Here is a 19,135-nt window from a genome sequence, read left to right as displayed (position 1 = left end):
ACAAATATCAAACTTATTTCAAATTAATAAATTTTCATACTGATTAAAGGAGTTTTTACTTTGGAACAACATCTCATTTGCCTCGATTTAGATGGTACACTACTCAATAACAATCAACAGATAACGCCTTATACAAAAGAAATCATTAAGAAAGTACAAGCGTTAGGTCATCAGTTTATGATTTCAACAGGACGACCATATCGTGCAAGTCAGATCTATTATACAGAGCTTGGACTGACAACACCGATCGTTAATTTTAACGGTGCTTTCGTTCACCATCCTACCGACATGAAATTTGAAACTTTCCATCAGCCTCTAGACTATAAAGTGGCACGTGAAATATTCGAAAAGATTCCCCATTTAAATATTCAAAATATCGTTGCAGAGGTAAAAGATCATGTTTATCTTCATTATCATGACGAATATTTATTTGAAGGATTTAGTATGGGTAACCCGCTAATTGAAGTCGGCAATCTTTTAGATAGCATTAAAGAACCACCAACATCAATTCTCATTCAGGCAGAAGAGAAAGAAATACCAAATATTTATCAACATCTGGATGATGTTTATGCTGAGCACTTAGAACATAGACGATGGGGTGCTCCTTTCCCGGTTATTGAAATCGTCAAAAAAGGTATCAATAAAGCTGTCGGTGTTCAAATTGCATTAGATTATCTTAACATTAAAAGAGAAAATACGATCGCTTTCGGTGACGAAGATAATGATCATGAAATGATTCAGTTTGTGAATACTGGTGTTGCAATGGGCAATGCAATTGATGATTTAAAAGAAATTGCAGATGATATTACCGATTCAAACAATGAAGACGGTATCGGAAAATATTTAGCGCGTTATTTTAATATAGAATAGAGGCTTTAATTATGAAGGTTATTGTTATAGGCGCTGTAGCAGGTGGTGCGACTGTGGCTTCTCAACTTAGAAGATTGAGTGACGCAGAAATTACTGTATATGAAAAAGATCGTGATATGAGCTTTGCAAACTGTGGGTTACCCTATTATTTAGGTGGGGAGGTAACACCTCGAAATAAACTGATTGCTGCAACTGAATCTTCTTTTAAGACGAATAAATCAATTACAGTGAAAACATATCATGAAGTTGTTTCAGTATCAGCTGAAAATAAGGAGATTGTTGTAAAAGATATTAAAAATAATCGTACTTTTACTGATACATTTGATTATTTAATCTTATCACCTGGTGCAACTCAAGTTAAATTACCTGTTTTACAAGGTAATCATGTGTTTACACTGCGTAATTTAGAAGACACTGATAAAATCAATAATTTTATTGAAACTGAAGGTGCTAAAGATATCCTAATTATCGGTGGAGGATACATAAGTTTAGAACTAATCGAAAATTTAAAAAATCGTGGATTAAATATAACAATGCTTCATCGCAGTTCGCATCTACTTAAATCCGTCGATCCGGATATGACGAAGCACATCCCTGATATACTCGAAGCACATGGAGTACGTGTTTTATTAGACGATGAAGTGAAGACATTGGATGGTAAAACTGTACAGTTAAAATCCGGTCGCAAATTTGATTATGATATGATCATTACAGCACTTGGTATTAAACCAAACACACAGTTTTTAGAATCTAGTAAGATTGAACTGACTGAAAGCGGACATATTAAGGTCAATGCGTATTTCGAGACAAATATCCCATATATCTACGCTTTAGGTGATGCAATCCAGACAAAATATCGTCATGTTGATTATCCAGCTCAAATTGCACTTGCCTGGGGTGCGCATCGTGCGGCAAGTATTATCGCACATAATATCGTTAACCCTCAGTCCACAAAGTTCAACGGTCTGCTTGGAACGAACATCATTCGATTATTCGATTATACATTCTCAAGTGTCGGTATAACGCCGAATATGCTGGATAACTTTGATTATGAAATCGTTCAACAAACACAAAAACATCATGCAGGTTATATGCCTGACGCAGAACAAATTTCAATCAATGTTTATTTCGATAAGAAGACGCGTAAAATATTACGTGCTTCAGCATTCGGTAAATATGGTGTGGATAAACGTATCGATATTATCGCAACTGCTATGATTGGTAATCTGACAATAGATGATTTTAAGGATATAGAGATTGCATACAGTCCTGTCTATAGTAGTCCAAAAGATATTATCAATATGCTCGGCTATAAAGCAGAACAAAAATAAAAAACCGCATTTTGCGGTTTTTTTATTTTTGATTATTTTGCTGATTCGCTATATATCTTTTTCTATTTCGAGTTGCGCCGATAATAAATAAAGTGAATAATATGATAATCGCACCAGCAGCAATTAGGTAACCATTGTTAAATCCTTGATTCTTCACAACTGCGTATAGTTCCGCTTCTTCACGATTTGTAATCAGTGAAAACTTATTATCTTTATAATGAATACGGTCTCCTATTAATAATCCACTTAACATTTTATCTTTAGGCACGCGTTTGCTATCCAGCTTAATATTCGTTGCCTTGCTCGTATTATTAATGTTATAGATAAAGTCGACCTTGTTAGTATCAAAATAAATTAATTGATTACCTTCTTTATTATAGATAACTTCGGATTTACCATCAAACATTTCATCATACTTTTTATAAACACCACTTGTAACTTCTAAATATTCAATAACTTCTTTATCAACGCGGAAATCAAGTAACTGATGAATATCAGGTGCCTTATCTCCATTCATCGCTATTTCAGTACCATATGTCATACTGATAGGCATTTTTTGAACCATTAAATAACTCATCAGCTGTTTAATACGTGTACCAGGAAACATATTTTCATTCGCTGCGTAATTTGTAAACCTCGGCATAAAGAAGTTATCACTTGCTAGTAATTCATTCTTTTCGTACTTTTCAGGGATTTCCTGATCTGTTGTCTTAAAAGCGTTAGCGATTGCCTTCGTAGTAGCTAATTTTTGAATATGTTTGAAGCCACTAACAGTAATATCTTCATTTAATATTGCGATTGTTTCAACATTTTCAGGGAATATTGCTTTTGCATCAATACCATCCTGCATAACGTACATCGAAACACCGTCGATATGATATTTATCAACAAATTGTGTCACTGATGTTTTGAATTTTTTTTGGTTATTACTATTTTTTAAGTCGATGATTTTCATGTCCTTAAAATAAGCTTTTTGAAAGTCATTCATCTTCGTGTCATTTGTCTCAGTATAACCTTCTGTTACAGTAGATGGAATATCTACAATAACTTTCATCTTTTTATCATGAGCGAGTTTAATCATTTTTTTAAATTGTTTCTCGCCACCGTAAACATCATCAATCGTATTATAATTCTTAACTTTATAACCTAAATAATCATTTTGATCTTTTTCGAATACCGGAGAAAGATGAATTGTATTAAATCCCATCTTCTTAATATAATCCATCTTATTGATAACACCATTTAAATCTCCACCATATGGTAGTGTATTATCTTTTTCGTTATGAATATGTTTGTTATTCGCATCATTGGCATTCATAAAACGATCGATTATTAAACTATAAATACGTAAATCCTGTTTTGTAGCGGCATCTGCATTCTGGTGAAACGTTAACAATAAAAGAATGCTTGCTAGTAGCGTTATTAATTTTTTCATTATAATTACCTCACTTTAGTCGTTATATTTGATTATACTAAAATAAATAGAACGTGGGGAGAAATTCATAAAAAGTTCATGAATGAAAAAAAGAACCTCAATTCTGAGGTTCTTAATGGATTATTTAAACATACCTGTGATTGGTCCAAGTGGTAAATGAACACCTAGTCCAATCGTAATGATTGCAACTAAAATCACAATATAGAAGAAGTTTCTTGAAGGTTTCTTTCTCTTCTTACGTGCTAAAGTTACTTCCATCAATGCAATTGTTGCTAATCCTAATAAAAATTTAAATCCATACATCATTGCATCTGCATTCATTGCTTTAAAGAAGATGTAACATCCACTTACTAGAGCAAGTAAAGCAAAGATACGTAATAACATCATCAGTGGTTTAAAATATTTGCTTGGTCCTAAACGATCTGAGAAGTTTTCATATGCTGCAAAAAAGACGATTAATAAAACAACCCAACTCATGATGTGTAAATGTAACATACCAGTGATCATCATTGTTCCCCCTATCTATAATACATACTCATATAGTTTAACATATAATTAATATTTTCGTTACTAATGCGTTTAGTTTCTTCACTATAATTAAATTTTTCCATAAAAAAGACAGTCCGTTTTAAAGACTGTCTCTCTATTAAAATTTTTATTCTCCAACTGTGTTCATTAAAGTACCGATACCATCAATCGTTACTTTAATTTCATCGCCACGTTTTAAGTAAACAGGAGGATTCATACCTGCTCCAACACCACTTGGTGTACCCGTTGCAATAATGTCTCCTGGGTGAAGCGCAACATATTTTGAAATTTCGGCAATTAAATCATCAATCTTTAATACCATATCTTTCGTATTACCATCCTGACGAATTTCATTGTTAACTTTCGTCACGATATTTGCATTCTCAGGCATAAGTAATTCATCTTTTGTAACGATGTATGGTCCCATCGGACAACCACCCATTAAACTTTTTGAAAGAAATGCCTGTGAATGTGCTTTCTGTAAGTCACGTGCTGTAATATCATTGATAATTGTATAACCATAAACATAATCCAATGCCATCGCTTTTGGAATTTTATGTCCATATTTACCGATAACAACACCCAATTCACCTTCGTAATCCAGTGCGTTCGTTACGTCACTATGTGAAGGAATTGCGTTACCATCACCGATTAAACTTGATGGTGCTTTAGTAAATACATATAACTGATCTACTTCATTATTTAACTCAGATGCATGTTCTTCATAGTTACGACCAATAGCAATAACATTATTTGTAGGTGTAACAGGTGGTAAGAACTGAATCGCTGTAAATTCATATTTATAATCAGCTTTATTTTCAGAAGCTTCAACTTTTTCAATTGTTGCACGCACTAACTCCTGAAAATCTACTGTATTATTTTGCTGTAAAGCTTCAAGTAGTGTTTTAGGATAATCCCCTTCCTTGAAATCAGCAAATACTTTTACTAAATCCCAGGCTGCATCCTCACGTTTAACTTTGACACCATATGTTTCTTTATCGCCAATCTTAAATGTTAAAAACTTCATTCTGCTTCCACTCCTCTTTTGTGTTGCCCTCATTATACAGAATATTGTCATAACTTTCATGCTTTTTAGATTTATCTATGATTATTTTTATAATTTTTGTCACTCACGTTACTTAAAACAATGAATAATATAGCTATAATAAGTGCAACAATCACAGAATACTGCAATAAATTTACGATAGATGGTGCTGGATACGGTAAATTATATATTCCAGTAAATAAACTATAAATGACTAGCTCTATTATACAAATTGTACTGATATATAGTAATGCATGCATTGTCATCTCTTCTGCCTTATACTGCCTCTCAATGTACTTTACACATAAGATAATTAATAACATTAATCCTATTCCCTGTAGGCTTGAACCGAGAATGGTCAGTGAGAATTGCAGAAAGCTATAACTAAATTTAAAGATAAGTAGCTTTATAGCTGTTCCACTAATTAAAAAAATGAGGGCATGAATGATGATATTAATTGGTGCTTCTCTTTTATTACGATGATACATGCCCATTAACAATCCCGGTATCATTCCGATAAATATCACTAAGATATAATGTAATAAATGAGAAATAAATAAGGTAATATTTAAACGTATAAAATCAAACAATTGATGTTTATTATAAATCTCTATAAACTGCTGAAATTGATTTACATTTAAAAATGCTTCATAATCTTTAAACAGAATCATTAATGGAATGATGAAAATCAATAAAAATCCAGCATATATACTGCCAGACAATAATAAATATTGTCTGGAAGATATTTGCTTTCTGCTTAAAAACTTTAATATAGGCAACATGACTGCTAGCCCTAATAGCACACTCATTCTTGTGATAAATAATGAAAATAATAAACTAAATAGTATAAATAATAGCATCGATTTATTATTGAGTTTACTTAAAAGAGAAAAACGATACGCAATAATAAATCCGAACATACTAAAACTTACAAAAATAATCATCATGATATATAAAGATAAGGTTGGCATCTCCATTGCATTATAATATTCAAACGGATTAATCAGTTCAATCGGCTGATTGACTAAAAATGCCACACTTAATGTATATAATATAAGTGGTATTGCATATAGCACATGTACTAAAGTTGGTTTCATGCTTTCACCTCTACTAATCCACCTTCAAAGAAATACAGATAAGGTTTTACAGGTGCATTTAACACCGTTTCCAATGCTGCTTTATAATAAGTCATCTGAACGAGATAGTTCTCTGCCATAGCATGTATTGTTTCCTCAATCGTTCTGCCTAACCTTGGCACAACTTTATCTGTCTTATAATCTAATAGATAATATTCATCATGATATTTAAACACACAGTCGATCATCCCTTGTACAAGTTGATCGGGATGTGCATCGACTAAATATTGTTTGCCGATAACAAATGGCAGTTCATGATAAACTTCATCAGCTTCCAAAAACATACTGAAAATTTCAGATGACATAAAATTCTTAATATGACTGATATTAATATATGATACTTCTTCAGCAGTAATCAGTTTCCTATCTACTAAACTCAGTATGAAATCATGTAACTCGGAATCATCCATTCTTTTCTGTGGTAGATGCTGCATAACGAGATGCATTAGTGTTCCAATTTCCTGTGATGTTTTTTTCTGTTCAGTCATAAACTTTGGACGCTCAAATTGTTTCTTACCAAGTTTATATCGATTGACATATGTCCACATTGTTAAGTCATCTTCCTGTTCTGCTCTTTTGATATCAGACACACTTTCTTTTGTCGGTAAAGTAAATTCTTCCTCATATGGATAACGATAATTTTCTAGGTCAGTTAACCATTTTAATGCTTCTGTATCTGCATCGACTGAAGGTTCAGTAATATCTGGTTGAATAAATTCAAGTTCAGTAATCATAGTGACCGGAATAGGAAGCGGCGCATCAGGCTGTAATATCGCTGGCAGGATAAAAGCAAGCGGTGTCGAAGCATTCATACGATAGAAAAGATCAAGTTTATCGTGCATGTCAATATTGTGATACTTCTCTAATGCTTCTTCCGTTCGAACAGAACCAAGTAAAATTAATTTCTCACGTGCACGTGTAAATGCTACATACATGAGACGTAATTCCTCAGATACTTGCGACAATCTGAGCTGATGCTTGAATATACCGTTTAACATTAAAGGAAATGAAACATTTGCTTTTGCATCGAAATAATTAATTGACAATCCCATATTCTGGTCTATTAAAACATCTGAATTCATATCTCTTAAGTTAAATTTTTTATTTAGCCCTGCATAGATTACGAATGGAAACTCTAACCCTTTAGAAGCATGGACTGTCATCATTCTTACGACATCCGCTTCATCCGATATGATATTCACTTCACCAAAATCCTTTTGGTTATTTAACATATTATCGATATATCGGATAAACTGGAAAACACCGCGATAAGTTGATTGTTCAAAGTTATCAGCTAAACTAAGTAACTTATTTAAATTTGCTTCTCGCTGTTGCCCACCAGCTAGTAATAAATATTTCTCAATAAAATGGGTATCCTCATAAATATATGACAGTAGCTGACTTACACTCATCGATTGCTGACAGTTACGATAATCTTCAATATCACTTAATACTTTTGTTACTTTTGTTTTTAAAGTATCATTGCTGCCACTCTCTTTATACTGCAATAAGTTTTGATAAAGATAGATTGAAGTATCGATAGACCGAATCGTTGCAAGGTCATCTGCGCTAAACTGATAGATGATGCTACGTAATATACCTGCTAACGGAATATCCTGCAATGGATTATCAATAACGCGTAAAAAACTCATGATAGACTCAATTTCATCTGTCTTAAAATAACCTTCTTTACTGCTTACATGAAACGGTATGTTATATGCTTTCATCACCTGCATATGCGTCACCGCATTACTAAAACCACGTTCAAGAATCGCAATATCTTTATATGTTGCTTTACGGTATTGTTGTGCTTTTACATCATATACCTGCTCATTTTCAATAATTTGCTGAATACGCTGCGCAATATAATGACTTTCTGGATGTTCTAGCGCAATATGCGCTTTATTGATGACTACCATTTCTGTTGATTGTGGTTCATCGTCAAATGGTGCACCGTAATATAGTTTTTGTGCATCATCGTACTCGATATCACCTATCGTCGTGTCCATAATACGTTCAAATATTGCATTCGTATCATCAATAACAGAAAGTCGTGACCTAAAGTTTCTGGAAAGTTCTACAACTTTGCCGGTTTTCTCTGTTTTAAATTCAGCATATTTTTGCAGGAATAACTCAGGTTCAGCTTGTCTAAATTTGTATATCGATTGCTTAACATCACCAACCATAAATAGATTACCTGAAGATTCCGGATGTTTTTTGATTGCCTGAATAATACTTTCCTGCACACGGTTAGTATCCTGATATTCATCGACTAAAATTTCATGATAATGTTCACGTAAATTTTGTGCAATTTCGGTTGGTTTACCGTCAGATAATAATATCTTTAATGTAAAATGCTCATAATCACTGAAATCAATTACTTTACGTTCGCGTTTTAATATTGCGAAACGCTCAATCACTTGAGCTGTTAGTTCAGTTAGTGCTGATACTTCACCGTACATTGCATGTATATCTTCGGCCATTTCTTGTGGTGCAGCATACAACATGCTTTGAAGACTGGCAATAATTCCTTTTACTTCTGACAGATCTTTAGTGATTAAATCATTCATCATCTTCGCTTCAGGATCATCTTTAGTCTTTACAGTTGGTTTACGTCCAAACTTAATATTCTTAATCACTTCATATTGAGCGTTTAATCCACTCGGCATTTCAAGACTTTTATCGATGTTCTGTAAGTAATCTAACGTCTTCTCAAACACTTCATCCATGCAGTAACTTTCTGAACGTCTGATAAGATATCGTGCATGCTGAATAGACGTGTCGATAATCTCAGCTAAACGTTTGAAATTTTCATCTTCTGTGTGCGCATTTCTGTATGCTAATCGAATATCTTGCAACCATCGTAGCGGTTCACTATTAGCAATCGTAAAGTAGTATAATTTCGACAGTAAGGTGCGTAATTCATTGTCGCTTCGTTCATTTGTTAAATGTAGGATTAACTTTAAATAGTCATCATCCAAACGTTCATACGCTTCTTCTAAAACTTCATCAATCGCCTGCATCAATAATAGTGACATTTCTTCATCGTTTCCTGTCCTGAAAGTAGGATCCAGATCGATTGTATAATAATATTTCTCGATTAAATTTAAACAGAAACGATGAAGCGTTGATATTTCTGCCTGATGAATTTTAATGAGCTGGTTTTTAAGATGTTCCGTTGGATTATCTTTTAATTCGCTTAATATTCTTGCATGAATACGTTCGCGCATTTCTTTGGCACTCGCATTGGTAAAAGTCACAATCAGCATTTCATCGATATTTATTTTCTGATCGATTATTTTTCGAATAATACGTTCAACGAGAACAGCAGTCTTACCACTACCTGCTGCCGCTGATACTAAAGTATCCTGACCGACTGTTTCTATCGCAAGTAATTGGTCTTTAGTCCACGTCATCGCCATCAGTTTGTTCTCCTTTCATTATTTCTTGAATAGCATCTATCTTCTCATTCTTCACACGTATATCCTGTGCATTTAAGATTGGATCGATATGACATACCGGTTTGAAATCACAAAAGTCACACGGTAATTTATTATCATAGGATAACGGTGTAATACTGCAATCTCCTGATAATACATTTTGTGCAGTATTTTTAAAATTGTTACGATTATGTTCAATAAATCGATTAAGCACATCGACAGGTAATACTTTAGATGCAGCAGTAAATTCTCCTGATTTTTTTAAACTAGCAGGCACAATATCTGATTTATTCGATTCACTTATCGCTTCATCAAAATAACTCACCAGGTCTAAATCATCAATAATATAACCGTCCATCTTATATGCCGCAGCTCTTTTCTTTAACAGATCCTGAGACATTTCATTTTTATGATTCAATTTAAGCTTTGGTTCATAAACATGAAAATACAGCATACCTGCAGGAAGTGTTGTCTCTTTAAGTCCAAGTGCTGATTTATTTTGTAGGACGACATCCATATAGGTCATCATCTGCATCTGAATGCCATAGTAAACTTTACGTAGGTCAAGTGCAGTAGATCCAGATTTATAGTCTATGACAGAGACATAATCCTGATTCATATGATTTAATATATCTATTCTGTCTATCTGACCACTAATTTCGACCTTTTTTCCAGCAGGTAAATTAATCTTTTGACTTTCAAGTGCTCCGCCTTTACCGAATCGTGTTTCAAACTTAGCCATCTTAAATTTACTCTGTTTCTGATGTGACTGAATCATGCTAAATGTATCAGTCAGCATCGCTTCAATCTTAAGCATCATAAAACGATAATGTTGTTTAGAATACATTATTTCAAACTGTACATTCGGTAAATGTTGTGCTAAAAATTGACGTACTGCTTGTCTGATATCCTCTTTAGAGACATTAAATAACTGGTCTTTAAACGTTTCTCCTAAATATGCTAATACTTCATGATAAATATTTCCGAGCTGGAAACTTTGCATTTCATAATTATCACGAGGTCTTAGTTTTAATCCGTGATCAGCGAAATGTTTAAAAGCACACTGATTATAGCTTTCAAATCGTGACACACTCGCTTTTATTACATCACCATATAGTGTATCAATATTTATTTCATTTAGCGGTTTTGTCTGGTTACGGTATTTACCTAAATCAAATATATCGCTGTAGCCATTGTTATTGTAGAAGTTAATAATAGCCTGCCACTCAGCATCCTGATAATGGTGTGCTGCAACATTAATACCAGTATTTATCGTCGTTATACGTTCGTTTGGTTTAAATTGTGAAGTGTTAACTGTATGTGTAAGACTGATGCCTTTAATATCGTTAATATAAGGAGAAGGGCGCATCGCTTCATAAGACTGATTCATCAAACTATATGACAGGAAAAGCAATTCAGATGCATTGGTCATTGCAATATACGCAACAAAACGTTCATCTTGCGTCAATAAATCAGTGGTTGGTGCTAATTTTAAGCCACCGATATCTGATATATTTCTTTTTTCATAATCAGTAATAATTGCATCTTCTTTGATGCGACGTGGTAATATTTCATCATTCAGTCCACAAATAAAGATAACTTTTTTATTTTCAACTTTAGCTAAATCTAAGTTCAAAATTTGTATTTGGTCCAAGCCTTGTGGCGCAGCACTATATTCTAAAGCAACAAGTCCAACATCTAAGATTTCTGCCATTACTTGATAAGGTAAATCTTTATCACGTAGTACTTCAACAAAATCGTCTAACACTTGGTTAATACCTGTTAACAATTGATCAAACTCAAGCGCCTTATAATTTTGTCCCACTTCATGCATCTTATCACGGCTTGCCATCAAATATTCAGGTAACTGAATATTTAAAAGGAATTGATATAAGTGTGTAGCAAATTCATTCGCATTCTTAGCATTCATTAAACTAATTCTTAAAGGTTCAATAATTTCCAGTGTTGTTTCTATGTATTGTGAAAACTGCTCCCAAACTTCCGTGGAATACATGTCATCCTTATTAAATTGAAGCTTTCTTCTTTGAATCAAGTCTTTATATTGCATACCTCGTGTTATCATTACATTTTCAAGCATATCAACAAACTGTATGTCTAATCGTTCAACATTTTTCGTGAGTAAACCTGTTTTTAATGCTCTAAACAGATGATCGACTTGATAAGTATTTTTGAAGAAATCAAGTAAAGAACGGATTAATTCTATACTATGGTGATGATGCATCACTTCTTTTTTATCTGTGTGATAAGGTATATTCAGTTGATTTGCTCTTTTAATCAAAGCATCCGCATAAGATTGATCTCGATATAATACGGCGATATCTTTATATCTGTATTCTGATTTTCCTAAGTTGTATATTTTATGCATTATTGCATTCACTTCAGAGTGGATGTTATCTGATTCTAATAATTCAATAGTAGTTTCAGGTAAAGCATCTACATGAATTGCATCGAAATTTTCTTCTAAATGGTTTAAAGCTGCATTTTTAAAACGAAATTTCGTAATAAATTTTTTGATTTCAAAATCAATTTGGGCAGTCTTTAAATATTCTGTAATATCATGATAAGTTTCTTCTGTTTTACGAAATAGATCACTTCGCTTTTCCGGATCAATCGTCAATGCAATCGTCACAGATTTTGCATGTCTACACAGTGCTAAAATAACTAAATATTCCATAGTCGTAAAATTATAAAATCCGTCTATATATATTTCAGATTGCTTTATTGATGCAGATGATTCTATCAGCTGAATTAAATGATAGAGTGTGTCTTCGGATTGCATAAATTCATTGTTCATTTCATTATTTAAATGATCATAAACAAGTGCAATATCATGTAGTTTATCCTGCGTTCTTACTTCTAAGTTAGCAGTTGATAATGCTTTTAATTGCTCAACAGTAACATTATATTTTTTTAATTCACTAATCGTCTGACTGAGTTTTTGACTAAATCCATAATACTGGCTCGATGTCTGGAAACGACGTAATTTTGTTTGTTGCTGTAATAATACATCATACGTCAACATCTCAATACCCGCTTTTGAAATCAATGATAAATCCGTACCACCAAGTTCACTTTTCAGACGCCAATATAATCGATCAAAAGAATATATTGCCGTGCGCATACTTCCTTTAATTAATTCATCATGACTTAACGCCTGTTCAATTGAAAATGTACTCTGTCTCGGTGCTATCATAATAATTGGATCACCTAATGCTTGCTCTTTAAGTTTATCTTTAATAGATTCGATAATATAATGCGTTTTACCGGTACCACGTCTACCCATCAAAAATTTAACGGACATAAAATTTACCTCCTAAAAAAAATGCACTTCTTATAATAAATTATAAAAAGTGCAGTAGTTTTTATTTTGAATCAAAATTGTAATGAAAACTATTGAATGGCCAGTAGCGTAATGCAACTTCACCGACCACCTGATCCTCTTTAATTAAACCAAAATAACGGCTATCTTTACTTACTTCACGATTATCACCCAATACTAATAAGCTACCTTCTGGTATCTTATTTTTCCCATTTGCATTTACTAGATCTTTAACACTAAAATTTTCAGTTAATAATATATTTGTTTTTGCTACTTTATTTTCTTCTAGATATGGTTCATCTACTTTTTTGCCATTAACATATAATTGGTCATCTTTATATTCAACTGTATCACCAGCATTACCGATAACACGTTTTACATAGTCTGCTTTTTCATCTGCATGGAAAACAATCACATCTCCATTGTCAATATTTCCTAATGTGTAACCAATCTTGTTCACGATAACTTTTTCACCGTCTTTTAAAGTAGGATCCATTGAATCTCCTTTAACGGTATACGTTACAAATAAAAACTGATTAATTACAAATATTAGCGCTACTGCAACTGCTATCGCAATCAACCATTCTACGATTTCCTTTTTCAAATTGCCACCTCTTATTTTTTATTCTGCCAATACGTATATATCACTTTTCCTAACATCTGATTTCGACTGATACATCCATATGTTCTTGAGTCAGTACTATCATCTATATTATCTCCAAGAACTAAGTAACAATCCTGCGGAACAGTACGATATTTTCTCATCTTATCATCTAGCAATAGCTGCATCGACGCATCACTGTATCTTGACTTCTTTCCATTAATATAAAGCGTGTTCTTAGATATTTTTATGTAATCACCCGGCGTTGCAATAATACGTTTTATCATAGTTTCATTTTCATTCAGTTTAAAAAAGTATACATCATCTATTTGCGGTTCAATTATAATATCAATGAATTGATTGACGAGTACGCGATCACCATCATGATATGTTGGTTCCATTGAATGACCAGCAATTATATAGTTAGAAATAAAAAAAGAACGTAATAACATGATAAAAATCAGTGAAAATACTAACGAAAAAACAATACTTTTAATTTTCATCGTTTGGCCTCGTTATGTGTAATACTCCTTTCAATAAGCTTTCCGATCATCCATAAAATGAATAAAGCTATAGCTACAATTATACTCTTTTTCGGCTCTCTAACAAAGGAATATATATCGTTACCGATAAAACTTAATATGAATAGCATTACTGCTTTTCCACTTAAAACAGCAATAAGATATTGTTTCAAGGGTATTGTACTTAACCCAGCGACAACGTTTATCACACTTGATGGTGTAAAAGGAAAACACAATAAAATGAATAACGGCATGACACCTTTTTCATCAATACGTCTAATGAATTTCAAAGTATGAGGGTGGTTATTGAGGTGTCTCAGAAATTTGTGTTGTCCGTATTTCCTTATTAATAGAAATACGATATATGCACCACAAAAAGCACCCAACCAAGTAATAATAAACCCCCAAAAAAGACCATATGTATTTACATTAACAACTGCAAATAAAGCAATCGGTAATATCGGTAAAAATGCTTCGATAAAAGGTAGTAAGAATGCAATGATGATACCAAATGATTCAAAAGTATCAAAGTATCCTTTGATTGCTTCTTCACTAAAATACTGCATTATAAAATCCATAACGCCACCTACTCTCATCTCATTTTATCGAAATTAAAGAAAAAGTGCATTAAAAAAGCTAAGGCAATACACCTTAGCTCAATTAGACAACGATATTATTTATTTAAGCGTGCTTCAAGTTCAGCTTTTTTATCTTCGAATCCTGGTTTACCTAATAATGCGAACATATTTTGTTTATATGCTTCAACACCAGGTTGGTTAAAAGGATTCACACCTAATAAGTAGCCACTCATCGCTACACTTAATTCGAAGAAATAAACCATATAACCAAACGTGAATGCATCCAGTTGTGGTACTTCAACTACCAAGTTTGGCACACCACCATCACTATGCGCTAAAATTGTACCCTGGAATGCTTTCGTATTAACAAAATCTAATGTTTTACCTGCTAAGAAGTTTAATCCATCTAAATCATTATCATCTGCTTCAATCGTGATATCCGCTCTTGGATTTTGTACTTTCACAACTGTTTCAAAAATATCACGACGACCTTCCTGAACATATTGTCCTAATGAATGTAAGTCAGTAGAGAAGTTGGCACTTGATGGATAAATACCTTTAAAGTCTTTACCTTCAGATTCACCGAATAATTGTTTCCACCATTCATTAAAGTACTGAAGGCTCGGCTCATAGTTGATTAACATTTCGATTGTGTAACCTTTATTATAAAGAACATTACGAATAACGGCATATTGATATGCAATATTTTCTTTTAAGCTATCTGAACCTAAATCGATACGCGCTTGATCTGCACCTTGCATCATTGCTTCAATATCATGACCACTTGCTGCAATCGGTAATAATCCTACAGCTGTTAATACTGAGAAACGTCCTCCCACATCATCAGGTACAACAAATGTCTCATATCCTTCAGTTGTTGCAAGTGATTTTAAAGCGCCTTTAGCTTTGTCAGTAGTCGCATAAATTCTAGACTTCGCGTCTTCTTTACCGTATTTTTCTTCTAATAATTTCTTAAATACACGGAATGCTACAGCAGGTTCAGTTGTCGTTCCTGATTTTGAGATAACGTTAACTGAGAATTCTTTATCTTTTACATATTCGATTAAGTCGCTTAAGTATGAAGAAGATAATTGGTGGCCTGCAAAGATGATTTGAGGTTTACCTTGTTCAGTTTTTAAATGATCAAACGATTTGTTTAACATTTCAATCGCTGCACGCGCTCCTAAATAAGACCCGCCGATACCGATAACTACCAGCACTTCACTATCAGACTGAATCTTTTTCGCAGCAGCCTGAATACGTGCAAATTCTTCTTTGTCATAATCTTTCGGTAAGTTCACCCATCCTAGAAAGTCGCTACCTGCACCTGTTCCATCATGAATTGTGCTATGTACATTCTTAACAATCGACTGCATTTGCTCTAATTCGTGCTGACCAAAAAAAGTTTCAGCTGTACTGTAATCAAATTTAATATGTGTCATCATAAATCCTCCTGTTTGTAAATTCACATTTATTGTACTCTAACCAAACATACATCTCAATGGAATCGCATTTTGTAAGCGTATACATATTTATAAAATTTAAATTTTTATGACATTTGATTCTTTCTTAGAATACTTGTTATAGAGCACTTAAATAATAATTAAACAAAATTATTATTCTATAATTATGCACTTTTATGAATAAAACACTTGAAATCAATTTTCTATTCTGCTATCTTTATATGTATATTAATTCATAATATCAAATATTTATTATAAAGGGGTTTTTATTTATGGCAAAAGAAAAAGTTGTACTTGCATATTCAGGAGGTTTAGATACAAGTGTTGCTATTCAATGGCTTATTGAAAAAGGTTATGATGTCATCGCTTGTTGTCTAGACGTTGGCGAAGGTAAAGATCTTCAGACTGTAAAAGAAAAAGCTCTTACAGTTGGAGCAATTGAATCCATTATGTTAGACCAGGTAGAAGTTTATGCACAAGATTATTTAAGCTATGCGATTAAAGGTAATACTTTATATGAAAATACATATCCTTTAATTTCTGCCCTTAGCCGTCCACTTATCGCTAAAGAACTTGTAAAAGTTGCACATCAGTTCGATGCGCAATATATCGCACATGGTTGTACAGGAAAAGGAAATGACCAGGTACGTTTCGAGGTTGCAATCCATAGTTTAGATCCGAGTATAAAGACGTTAGCACCTGTGCGTGATTGGGGATTTAGTCGTGAAGAAGAAATTGAATACGCTAAAGTACATAACATCCCGATTCCAATCAATCTTGATTCACCGTATTCTATCGATCAAAATTTATGGGGAAGAAGTAACGAATGTGGTATTTTAGAAAATCCATATATAGAACCACCAGAAGATGCCTACGAATTAACAAAGTCACCCGTTGATGCTCAAGACAATCCAGTTTATCTCGAAATTACGTTTAAAGACGGACTGCCAACTGCAATCGATGGAGAAAACTTACCATTACATACACTGATTAAACAACTGAATAAAATAGGTGGGGAACACGGCGTCGGTAGAATTGATCACGTTGAAAATAGACTTGTCGGTATTAAATCTCGTGAAGTGTATGAAGCACCAGGTGCTATGATTATTATTAATGCCCACCAGGCTTTAGAAACAATAACGCTTACGAAAGATGTGCAACACTTTAAACCATATGTTGAACAACAATTTGCAAACCTCATCTATAATGGACTATACTTCTCTCCATTATCAGATCATATTAGAAATATGCTCAATGATATGCAGCAATATGTAAATGGAAAAGTTAAAGTTAAACTGTATAAAGGTAATATTACTGTTGTTGGACGTACAAGTGATAACTCACTATATAATGAGAAACTCGCAACATATACAAAAGAGGATGCGTTTAATCAACAAGCAAGTGTCGGCTTTATTGAAATATACGAATTACCTACAAAATTAGCAACAGAGGTTTACAGAGGTGATTTTAATGAGTGATGCATTATGGGGAGGACGCTTTGAAGCATCCATGGATGCGCTCGTTGAGAAATTCAATCAGTCTATCGATGTTGATCAGGCTCTATTTTATGAAGATATTGAAGGCAGTATTGCTCATGTCACAATGCTTGGTGATAGTAATATCTTAACGCATGATGAAACAAAACAAATTAAAGAAGGACTCGAATCACTTAAGCTGGATCATCAAAACAATACACTTACTTTTTCATCAAAGTATGAAGATATTCACTTGAATATTGAACATCTGTTGACTGAAAAAATTGGGCCAGTTGCTGGAAAACTGCATACTGGGCGTTCACGTAATGATCAGGTGGCGACAGATATGCATTTATTTACTGTGAAAAAAGTGAAGTTAATGATTGATGCGCTCACAAAACTTCAGCAAAGTATCCTTCATGTTTCAGAAGATAATATTGAAGTCATTATTCCAGGCTATACACATCTACAACGTGCACAACCGATACTATTATCACATCATTTGATGAGTTATTTCTGGATGTTACAACGTGATAAAGAAAGATTAGAGGAAAGTCTATCACGTATTAATATCTCACCGCTTGGTTCAGGTGCTTTAGCAGGAACTACTTATCCAATCAATCAGCAACAGACTGCTGAACTATTAAACTTTGATCACATTTACCCAAATAGTATCGATGCAGTAAGTGATCGAGATTATATTCTTGAGACAATGAACAATATCAATCTAATCATGATGCATCTATCCAGATTATCAGAAGAAATCATCATTTGGTGTTCTCATGAATTTAACTTTATTACGTTGAGTGATGCTTATTCTACAGGATCATCTATTATGCCTCAAAAGAAAAATCCTGATATGGCAGAACTCGTACGTGGCAAATCCGGAACAGTCGCTGGCAATTATATTGGTATGCTAATGACACTTAAATCATTACCGCTTGCCTATAATAAAGATTTACAGGAAGATAAGAAATCATTCTTCGACTCAATTGAGACTTGTTTAGATAGTTTAACAATTTATAGCGGCATGATCGATACAATGCAAATTAATAAAGAAAATATTTCAAATACGCTTGAACAAGACTTTTCAAATGCAACTGAACTTGCTGATTACCTCGTCGGATTCGGTATACCATTTAGAGAAGCACATGCTATAACAGGTAAACTCGTCGCTGAATGTATAAAAGAGAACATATATTTAAAAGATGTTTCGTTAGAAAGATACAAAGCAATTCATCCTGAAATTAATGATGAAATTTATATAATATTAGCTCCAAAATCTGCCGTTGAACGAAGAACAAATTATAACGGTACAAGCACGCAATCAGTTTTAGCACAAATAAAACAAGGCAAGTCTAAGTTAAATTAG

General features: G+C 33.3%; 14 protein-coding genes. 4 read left to right on the top strand and 10 right to left on the bottom strand.

From position 1 onward, the window contains the following. The first annotated feature begins 60 nt into the window (after nucleotides 1-60). Entirely contained in the window at nucleotides 61-870 is an 810-nt protein-coding gene (locus BHU61_RS01960) for a Cof-type HAD-IIB family hydrolase (protein WP_111714373.1), read from the top strand. An 8-nt stretch (nucleotides 871-878) separates the two neighbouring features. Beyond that, nucleotides 879-2,201, top strand: coding sequence for a CoA-disulfide reductase (locus BHU61_RS01955; protein WP_111714372.1), 1,323 nt, complete (start codon nucleotides 879-881; stop codon nucleotides 2,199-2,201). Between the two features lie 22 nt (nucleotides 2,202-2,223). Here BHU61_RS01955 and BHU61_RS01950 read toward each other — a convergent pair whose 3' ends face one another. The 10 genes from BHU61_RS01950 to BHU61_RS01905 form a co-directional block, all read right to left on the bottom strand. Beyond that, on the bottom strand, nucleotides 2,224-3,636 hold the full coding sequence (locus tag BHU61_RS01950; protein ID WP_111714371.1) for an alpha-amylase family protein: 1,413 nt from the start codon (nucleotides 3,634-3,636) through the stop codon (nucleotides 2,224-2,226). 120 nt (nucleotides 3,637-3,756) lie between these two features. Continuing rightward, a complete protein-coding gene (locus tag BHU61_RS01945; protein ID WP_242444209.1) occupies nucleotides 3,757-4,143 on the bottom strand; it encodes a YisL family protein in 387 nt (128 codons plus the stop codon). A 148-nt stretch (nucleotides 4,144-4,291) separates the two neighbouring features. After that, nucleotides 4,292-5,191 (bottom strand): fumarylacetoacetate hydrolase family protein, encoded by a 900-nt coding sequence (locus tag BHU61_RS01940; protein WP_111714370.1) that lies wholly within the window; start codon nucleotides 5,189-5,191, stop codon nucleotides 4,292-4,294. Between the two features lie 71 nt (nucleotides 5,192-5,262). After that, the gene (locus BHU61_RS01935; protein ID WP_111714369.1) at nucleotides 5,263-6,306 is read right to left on the bottom strand and encodes a hypothetical protein; all 1,044 of its coding nucleotides are present in this window, start codon (nucleotides 6,304-6,306) and stop codon (nucleotides 5,263-5,265) included. Beyond that, the gene (gene addA, locus BHU61_RS01930) at nucleotides 6,303-9,767 is read right to left on the bottom strand and encodes a helicase-exonuclease AddAB subunit AddA (protein WP_111714368.1); all 3,465 of its coding nucleotides are present in this window, start codon (nucleotides 9,765-9,767) and stop codon (nucleotides 6,303-6,305) included. Before addA ends, BHU61_RS01935 begins: the two co-directional genes overlap by 4 nt. Next, nucleotides 9,748-13,107, bottom strand: a complete 3,360-nt coding sequence (addB, locus tag BHU61_RS01925; protein ID WP_111714367.1) for a helicase-exonuclease AddAB subunit AddB — start codon at nucleotides 13,105-13,107, stop codon at nucleotides 9,748-9,750. The genes addA and addB overlap by 20 nt, the downstream gene beginning before the upstream one ends. Before the next feature lie 61 nt (nucleotides 13,108-13,168). Continuing rightward, complete coding sequence (gene lepB / locus BHU61_RS01920) at nucleotides 13,169-13,729, bottom strand: signal peptidase I (protein ID WP_111714366.1); 561 nt, start codon at nucleotides 13,727-13,729, stop codon at nucleotides 13,169-13,171. 11 nt (nucleotides 13,730-13,740) lie between these two features. Next, nucleotides 13,741-14,229 carry a signal peptidase I gene (gene lepB, locus BHU61_RS01915; protein ID WP_111714365.1) on the bottom strand — a complete coding sequence of 163 codons (489 nt, stop codon included), beginning with the start codon at nucleotides 14,227-14,229 and terminating at the stop codon, nucleotides 13,741-13,743. Then, nucleotides 14,226-14,825, bottom strand: coding sequence for a TVP38/TMEM64 family protein (locus tag BHU61_RS01910; protein WP_111714364.1), 600 nt, complete (start codon nucleotides 14,823-14,825; stop codon nucleotides 14,226-14,228). The genes lepB (BHU61_RS01915) and BHU61_RS01910 overlap by 4 nt, the downstream gene beginning before the upstream one ends. A 95-nt stretch (nucleotides 14,826-14,920) precedes the next feature. Beyond that, complete coding sequence (locus BHU61_RS01905) at nucleotides 14,921-16,267, bottom strand: glucose-6-phosphate isomerase (RefSeq protein WP_111714363.1); 1,347 nt, start codon at nucleotides 16,265-16,267, stop codon at nucleotides 14,921-14,923. 293 nt (nucleotides 16,268-16,560) lie between these two features. Between BHU61_RS01905 and BHU61_RS01900 the strand changes: the two genes are divergently transcribed. Both BHU61_RS01900 and argH read left to right on the top strand, forming a co-directional pair. Further along, entirely contained in the window at nucleotides 16,561-17,766 is a 1,206-nt protein-coding gene (locus tag BHU61_RS01900) for an argininosuccinate synthase (RefSeq protein WP_111714362.1), read from the top strand. Beyond that, on the top strand, nucleotides 17,759-19,135 hold the full coding sequence (gene argH, locus BHU61_RS01895; RefSeq protein ID WP_111714361.1) for an argininosuccinate lyase: 1,377 nt from the start codon (nucleotides 17,759-17,761) through the stop codon (nucleotides 19,133-19,135). The genes BHU61_RS01900 and argH overlap by 8 nt, the downstream gene beginning before the upstream one ends.

Origin of the sequence: Macrococcus epidermidis (genome assembly GCF_003259695.1) — a bacterium.
Lineage (GTDB): Bacteria > Bacillota > Bacilli > Staphylococcales > Staphylococcaceae > Macrococcoides > Macrococcoides epidermidis.
Note: the sequence above shows the minus strand (reverse complement) of the source record. Positions and strands in the feature narration are given on the sequence as shown.

Coding starts and splice junctions, on each gene's coding strand:
- BHU61_RS01950 (WP_111714371.1), bottom strand. CDS start 3,636: ATGAAAAAATTAATAACGCTACTAGCAAGCATTCTTTTATTGTTAACG.
- BHU61_RS01945 (WP_242444209.1), bottom strand. CDS start 4,143: ATGATCACTGGTATGTTACATTTACACATCATGAGTTGGGTTGTTTTA.
- BHU61_RS01940 (WP_111714370.1), bottom strand. CDS start 5,191: ATGAAGTTTTTAACATTTAAGATTGGCGATAAAGAAACATATGGTGTC.
- BHU61_RS01935 (WP_111714369.1), bottom strand. CDS start 6,306: ATGAAACCAACTTTAGTACATGTGCTATATGCAATACCACTTATATTA.
- addA (WP_111714368.1), bottom strand. CDS start 9,767: ATGGCGATGACGTGGACTAAAGACCAATTACTTGCGATAGAAACAGTC.
- addB (WP_111714367.1), bottom strand. CDS start 13,107: ATGTCCGTTAAATTTTTGATGGGTAGACGTGGTACCGGTAAAACGCAT.
- lepB (WP_111714365.1), bottom strand. CDS start 14,229: ATGAAAATTAAAAGTATTGTTTTTTCGTTAGTATTTTCACTGATTTTT.
- BHU61_RS01910 (WP_111714364.1), bottom strand. CDS start 14,825: ATGGATTTTATAATGCAGTATTTTAGTGAAGAAGCAATCAAAGGATAC.
- BHU61_RS01905 (WP_111714363.1), bottom strand. CDS start 16,267: ATGACACATATTAAATTTGATTACAGTACAGCTGAAACTTTTTTTGGT.
- BHU61_RS01900 (WP_111714362.1), top strand. CDS start 16,561: ATGGCAAAAGAAAAAGTTGTACTTGCATATTCAGGAGGTTTAGATACA.
- argH (WP_111714361.1), top strand. CDS start 17,759: ATGAGTGATGCATTATGGGGAGGACGCTTTGAAGCATCCATGGATGCG.